Source organism: Streptomyces sp. NRRL B-24572 (genome assembly GCF_002156145.1).
GTDB lineage: Bacteria > Actinomycetota > Actinomycetes > Streptomycetales > Streptomycetaceae > Streptomyces > Streptomyces vietnamensis.
In genome coordinates this window covers 1-4,482 of record NZ_MWIG01000681.1, presented here as the reverse complement: position 1 = coordinate 4,482, position 4,482 = coordinate 1, and the positions used below count along the sequence as shown (strand labels likewise).

General features: G+C 72.2%; 5 protein-coding genes and 1 pseudogene. 3 read left to right on the top strand and 3 right to left on the bottom strand.

Annotated elements, in window-relative coordinates:
• The first annotated feature begins 47 nt into the window (after positions 1-47).
• Positions 48-830, top strand: a complete 783-nt coding sequence (locus CCN56_RS33425; RefSeq protein ID WP_086831593.1) for an ABC transporter permease — start codon at positions 48-50, stop codon at positions 828-830.
• 4 nt (positions 831-834) lie between these two features.
• Here CCN56_RS33425 and CCN56_RS33420 read toward each other — a convergent pair whose 3' ends face one another.
• Positions 835-1,161 carry an ATP/GTP-binding protein gene (locus CCN56_RS33420; RefSeq protein WP_086831592.1) on the bottom strand — a complete coding sequence of 109 codons (327 nt, stop codon included), beginning with the start codon at positions 1,159-1,161 and terminating at the stop codon, positions 835-837.
• A 198-nt stretch (positions 1,162-1,359) separates the two neighbouring features.
• Here CCN56_RS33420 and CCN56_RS33415 point away from each other — a divergent pair, with 198 nt between their 5' ends.
• The gene (locus CCN56_RS33415) at positions 1,360-2,394 is read left to right on the top strand and encodes an LLM class flavin-dependent oxidoreductase (RefSeq protein WP_086831591.1); all 1,035 of its coding nucleotides are present in this window, start codon (positions 1,360-1,362) and stop codon (positions 2,392-2,394) included.
• Between the two features lie 103 nt (positions 2,395-2,497).
• On the opposite strand, the gene CCN56_RS33410 is transcribed toward CCN56_RS33415, so the two are convergent.
• Positions 2,498-2,890 (bottom strand): SCO5389 family protein, encoded by a 393-nt coding sequence (locus CCN56_RS33410; RefSeq protein WP_015036224.1) that lies wholly within the window; start codon positions 2,888-2,890, stop codon positions 2,498-2,500.
• Between the two features lie 248 nt (positions 2,891-3,138).
• Between CCN56_RS33410 and nucS the strand changes: the two genes are divergently transcribed.
• Positions 3,139-3,810 (top strand): endonuclease NucS, encoded by a 672-nt coding sequence (gene nucS / locus CCN56_RS33405; protein ID WP_179200069.1) that lies wholly within the window; start codon positions 3,139-3,141, stop codon positions 3,808-3,810.
• 79 nt (positions 3,811-3,889) lie between these two features.
• Here the strand turns inward: nucS and CCN56_RS43590 are convergent.
• Positions 3,890-4,482 (bottom strand): annotated as a pseudogene (locus CCN56_RS43590) (ATP-binding protein); the annotation flags it as partial.

The following is a 4,482-nucleotide window of genomic DNA, read 5'->3' as shown; positions in this document are numbered from 1 at the left end:
CCCACCACCAGGCCCCGGCCCCGGCGCCGTACTCCTACGTCTCCCCCATCCCGGTCCGCGCCGCGCACCTCGGTGACGCGCTCGCCTCCGAGTGGACGAAGATCCGCTCGGTGCGTTCGACGGTGTGGACGCTGGGGGTGATGATCCTGCTGATGCTCGCCATCGGCCTGGGCGTCGCGGCCATCGCCTCGGGCGCCGACGTCGAGATGGGCGAGCAGTCCGCGCTGGCCTTCGGCTTCTTCGGGATGCTGCCGGCGTCGATCTGCGTGATCACGCTCGGCGTCCTGACGATCTCCTCCGAGTACGGCACGGGCATGATCCGTACGACGCTGACGGCCTGCCCGAGCCGGGCCCGGGTGCTGACGGCGAAGGCGATCGTCTTCTTCCTGCTGGTCTTCTCGGTCACCACGGTGATGGCGGCCCTGGTGGCGGCGGCGCAGGTCGCGCTCGTGGACACGGCGGCGACGCCGACGGGTGCCGAGTGGCTGCGGGCGACGGTCGGCGCGGGCGCCTACCTGGCCCTGCTCGGGCTGGTCTCGCTCGCCGTGGGGACGCTCGTCCGGCACTCGGCCGGTGCGATCACGGTGATGATCGGTGTGCTGCTGCTGCCGCTGGTGGCGGGCATGTTCATGATGGCCGAGGCGCTGCAGTCGGTGCAGAAGTTCCTGTTCACCTACTCGATCCCCTCGCAGATGATCGCGCTCTACAACGACGCCCCGCAGTTCGGCGACTCCGGCCCGGCGGGCTGGGAGGCGCTGCTGATCATGGCCGCCGTCGCGGCGGCGGCACTGGGCGGCGCGTACGCCCTGCTGAACAGCCGGGACGTCTGACGGACTAGTACCTCGGCGCGTTGCGGGACCGCTGCACCCTGCTGGTGCGGCGGTCCTTCGCGTTCCAGCAGGCCTTGTGCCAGTGCCGGCGGTCGTCCACTCCCCCGTACTCCGGCCAGGCGACCAGATGCGGGGCGCCGGGCGGGATCTCCTGGTCGCAGCCGGGGCAGCGGTAGCGCTTGCCCGGTGCGCTCGCCCCGGCGACCAGCCGGACGTACCACTCCTCGCCCTGCCAGGTCTCGGTGCGCTGCGCACCGCCGTACCGGTCTCCGTGGTCGCCCTGCTGCTCGGGCTTACCGCCGCCTCGGGAGCGGTTGTGACGCGGGGACACGGGCACACCTCACGGGGTCTGGGAACACGGACCGTTCCCTCCAGCCTACGGGCCGCCACCCGGTGCCCCGGGCCCCGCCCGGGACGGCTTAGCCGAAAATCGCAAGAACTTCATGAACGGCCGTTGCCTTTGGCACGTGTCAGACGTTGGTGCCAGTGCGAGGGGAGATACGCGTCGGCCGCAAGGAGGCAGAAGGCGATGCGCGTGGGTACGTTCGTTCTGGCAGCCCAGTTCCCGGGCCAGGGCCAGGGGGAGGCACTGCACCGGGCGGTGCGGACCGCCGAGGTCGCCGAGGAGGCGGGGCTCGACTCCGTCTGGCTCGCCGAGCACCACTTCGTGCCGTACGGGGTCTGCCCCTCGGCCGTGACACTGGCCGCGCTGCTCCTCGGCCGCACCCGGCGGCTCCGGGTCGGCACGGCGGTGAGCGTGCTGCCGACCGTCCACCCGGTGGCCCTCGGCGAGCAGGCGGCGCTGCTGCACCTCACCTCGGGCGGCAGGTTCACCCTCGGGGTGGGCCGGGGCGGTCCCTGGGTCGACCTGGAGGTCTTCGGCGCGGGCCTGGAGGCGTACGAGAACGGGTTCCCCGAATCGCTCGATCTGCTGCTTCGCTGGCTCACCGAGCCGCGCGTCGGCGCCTCGGGGGAACGATTCGCTTTCCGTGAGGTGCCCGTGGTGCCCCGGCCCGACGAGCTGATCGGCGGGGCGGCCTCCCCCGAGGTGGTGGTGGCCTGCACCTCGCCGAAGAGCGTCAGGCTCGCGGCGGAGCGCGGACTGCCGATGCTGCTCGGCATGCACTGCGGCGACGAGGACAAGGCCGAGATGGTCGCGGCCTGGGCGCGGTGCGCGCGGGAGGCCGGGCGGGACCCGGAGGAGATCGCGCGGATCGGCGCCTGCCACGTCTCGGCGGGGGTCGCGCAGCTCGCGGACCGGGGGGCGGACGCGGCGGAGGCGCTGGTGAAGGCGATGCCGGGCTGGCTGAAGCAGGGGCTCGACGCGCATGTGACGGTGGACGGCCGGCACCGGGTGATGCGGGACCCCGTCGCGTACACGGAGCTGCTGTGCGGACTGCACCCGGTGGGCACGCCGCGGCACGCGGCGGACCGGCTCGCGGCGACCTCGGAGCGTACGGGCATCACGCGCTTCGCCCTGCTTGCGGAGGGCTCGGGCGACCTCGCGGCGACCGAGGAGAACGTCCGGCGCCTGGGCGCGGAGGTCCTGCCGCTCCTGGTGTGATCCTGTTCCGGACCGTGCTGCCGCTCCCGCACCTGTCGGCGGCGATGCGCGTCGGCTCGCATCGATCGCGTCCTCCCGCGGTGTGGAGCGGCAGCACCATGTCTCAGCAGTCGCGCAGTTCGGGCGACTGGTTCAGCAGCTGTCCCCGTACGGACGTGAAGCGGGCGAGGCGCTCGTCCACCGACGGGTCCAGCGGGAAGACCGCCACGCGGTGGCAGTTCTGGAAGGCGAGACGCACCCCGAAATGCCGCTGCAGCGCACCACGAATGGCGTCGCTCGCGAGCGCGCGCAGCAGCTGACCACGTGCCTGCTCATTCGGCGGCGGCGTCTGGTTGTCGGCGAACTCTCCGCCGTCGACCTTCAGCTGTGCCACCAGAGAACTGATCATCTCCCATGCGTAGGGCAGGGAGGTCCGGACGCAGTCGACGAAGTCGGCTTCGTCGACCTCGCCTCGCTCGGCCTGTTCCAACAGGGCCGGTGAGACGTCGAGCGACATGGGTTCTCCTCTCGCGACCCCGCGGACGGGGTCTTGCGGGCAGGGACGAAGGCCGACGTACGCCACGCAGCGTGCACGGACGACGACCTCCAGCTTCCACGGTAAGCGCGCGGTCCGGGCGACACCAGAAGAATGGGCACACAACCGGCTGATAACCGACGGGTGTTCGGCCAACGACCACCCCCATCGGGTGGTCGGACGATGCCCGGATCGCGCGGAAGAGCGCCCGTCTTGTAGCGTTGGCGACCATGCGTCTCGTCATTGCCCGTTGCTCCGTGGACTACGCGGGTCGACTCACGGCCCACCTGCCCTCCGCGCCCCGTCTGATCCTGGTCAAGGCAGACGGCAGCGTCTCCATCCACGCGGACGACCGGGCGTACAAACCGCTCAACTGGATGTCCCCGCCGTGCACCCTCAAGGAGGGTGTCGACGGTGAGGCGGGCGTCTGGACCGTGATCAACAAAGCGGGCGAGAAACTGATCATCACGATGGAGGAGATCCTCCACGACTCCTCGCACGAGCTGGGCGTGGACCCGGGTCTCATCAAGGACGGCGTCGAGGCGCACCTCCAGGAGCTGCTCGCCGACCGCATCGAGACCCTCGGCGAGGGCTACACCCTGATCCGCCGCGAGTACCCGACGGCGATCGGCCCCGTGGACATCCTGTGCCGGGACGCCGACGGCGCGACGATCGCGGTGGAGATCAAGCGGCGCGGCGAGATCGACGGCGTCGAGCAGCTGACCCGCTACCTGGAGCTGCTCAACCGCGATCCGCACCTGGCGCCGGTGAAGGGCGTCTTCGCGGCCCAGGAGATCAAGCCGCAGGCACGGGTCCTCGCGACGGACCGCGGGATCGGCTGCGTGGTCCTCGACTACGACGCGCTGCGCGGCATCGAGGACGACAAGCTGCGGCTGTTCTAGCGGCGGCGGGAGTACGAGTACGGGGACGGCCCCGGGTGCGGTGAGCGCGCCCGGGGCCGTCGCCTTGTCCGTACGGGGGTCAGGACGGCGACTCCGAGGCGGAGGAGGCGTTGAGGATCGTGGTCTCGCTCGCCGGGGGCGCGGTGGTCGTCGGCGGGGCCGTCGTCGGCGGCTCGGTCGTCGGCGGCGGGTTGGTGGTGGTCGTCGGCGGCTTCGGCGACGAGGTCGTCGGCCTCGGCGACGTCGTCGTCGGGCGCGGCCCGCCGGTCGTGGCGGGGGCCGTCGTCGTGGGTCCCCCGGTGGGCTCCGTCGTCGCGGTGGGGGACGTCGTCTCCGACGGGCTGTCCGAGGGCGACGGAGAGCCGGACTCGGACGGGTCCGTCGAGGCGGACGGCGAGCTGCTGTCCGAGCTCGACGGGCTCGGGGAGTCCGAGTGCGTGGCCTTCCCGGTCTCGCCCGGGTCGGCCTCGCCCTCGGCGGGCGGCTCCGTGCCGTCGATGCCGTCGTCGGTGCCGCTCTCGCTCGCGGTGCTGTCGGAGGTGACGCGGTCGGTTGCGGGGTCCTCGCCGTTGCCGGAGGTGGCGCCGAGGGTCACGACGGTGCCGAGGACGGCGACGAGGAGCGCGCCCGCGCCGACGGCGACGAGGTTGCGGCGGGCGCCGCTGAGGATGC

Coding starts and splice junctions, on each gene's coding strand:
- CCN56_RS33415 (WP_086831591.1), top strand. CDS start 1,360: ATGCGCGTGGGTACGTTCGTTCTGGCAGCCCAGTTCCCGGGCCAGGGC.
- CCN56_RS33410 (WP_015036224.1), bottom strand. CDS start 2,890: ATGTCGCTCGACGTCTCACCGGCCCTGTTGGAACAGGCCGAGCGAGGC.
- nucS (WP_179200069.1), top strand. CDS start 3,139: ATGCGTCTCGTCATTGCCCGTTGCTCCGTGGACTACGCGGGTCGACTC.